Raw genomic sequence first — 1,292 nt, 5'->3', positions numbered from 1 at the left:
GCTCGGCCGCCCGGCGGGCCGAGCTGGTCGCCGCCGCGGGCGCGCTGGTGCCGGCGCTCGCCGACCGCGCCGCCTGGAGCGAGCAGCACCGGCGGCTGCACGACGACACCGTGCGGGCCCTGTCCGAGGCCGGGTTCTTCCGGCTCCGGCTGCCCGCCCGCTACGGCGGCCTGGAGGCGGACGCCCGCACCGTCGTGGACGTGCTCGCCGAGCTCGCCCGCGGCGACGCGTCCGCCGCCTGGATCGCCGGCGTCAACGCCATCACGACCTGGATGGCCGGGCTGCTGCCCGACGCCGTCCAGGACGAGGTGTTCGCCGAGCCCGACACCCGCCTCTGCGGGACGCTCAGCCCGACCGGCATGTGCGTGCCCGCCGAGGGCGGCCTGGTGCTGAACGGCAAGTGGACGTTCATCAGCGGCGCGCACCACGCCCGGTGGCAGGTCGTCGTCGCGATGGCGCCCGCGCCGGATGGCTCGTTCTGGCCGGTCATGACGGTCGTGCCGATGTCCGAGCTGACCGTGGTGGACGACTGGGACACCTCCGGCCTGCGCGGCACCGGCAGCGTCAGCACGGTCGCCGAGAACGTGTTCGTGCCGGAGCGGCGCGTCCTGCCGCTGCCGCTGGTGCTCGCCGAGCAGTACGCCTCGGAGGCCAACGCCGCGTCCCCGGTGTGGCGCGCGCCGCTGCTGCCGACCGCGTCCGCGCTGTCGGTCGGCACCGCCGTCGGGCTCGCCGTCGCCGCCAGGGACCGGTTCCTGGACCGGCTGCCCACCCGCAAGATCACCTACACGGCGTACGAGCAGCAGGCCGAGGCCCCGGTGACGCACCTGCGCCTCGCCGAGGCCGACATGAAGATCGACGAGGCGTTCTTCCACGCCCGCCGGCTCGCCGGGACGCTGGACGCCAAGAGCGCGGCGGGCGAGCCGTGGACGCCGGTCGAGCGGGCCCGCGCCCGCGCCGACATGGGACGCGCCGTCCGGCTGGCGCGCGAGGCCGGGGACCTGCTCAACGACGCGAGCGGCGGGTCGTCCATCTACGCCGGCGAGCCCATCCAGCGGATCGCCCGCGACCTGCACGCCATCACGATGCACGCCCTGATGAACCCCGACACCAACGACGAGCTGTACGGCCGGGTGCTGTGCGGGCTGGAGCCGAACACCCTCTACTTCTGACCTTCGGACCGCGCTTCTGACGATCCGCCGCCGGACGCGGCCCCCGCCCGGGCCGTCGTCCGGTCACCGGCCATCCCCCTTCCGCGGGACCGCCGCCCGCGCGACGCGGCGCGGGCGGCG

General features: G+C 76.0%; 1 protein-coding gene. It reads left to right on the top strand.

The features are described 5' to 3' along the window. The coding region (locus tag DZF91_RS23635; RefSeq protein WP_199486835.1) for an acyl-CoA dehydrogenase family protein at positions 1–1,172 on the top strand (1,172 nt) is incomplete at its 5' end. Positions 1,173–1,292 lie beyond the last annotated feature (120 nt).

The sequence above is a fragment of the Actinomadura logoneensis genome (assembly GCF_003428695.1).
In the GTDB taxonomy this organism is placed as follows: domain Bacteria; phylum Actinomycetota; class Actinomycetes; order Streptosporangiales; family Streptosporangiaceae; genus Spirillospora; species Spirillospora logoneensis.
Note: the sequence above shows the minus strand (reverse complement) of the source record. Positions and strands in the feature narration are given on the sequence as shown.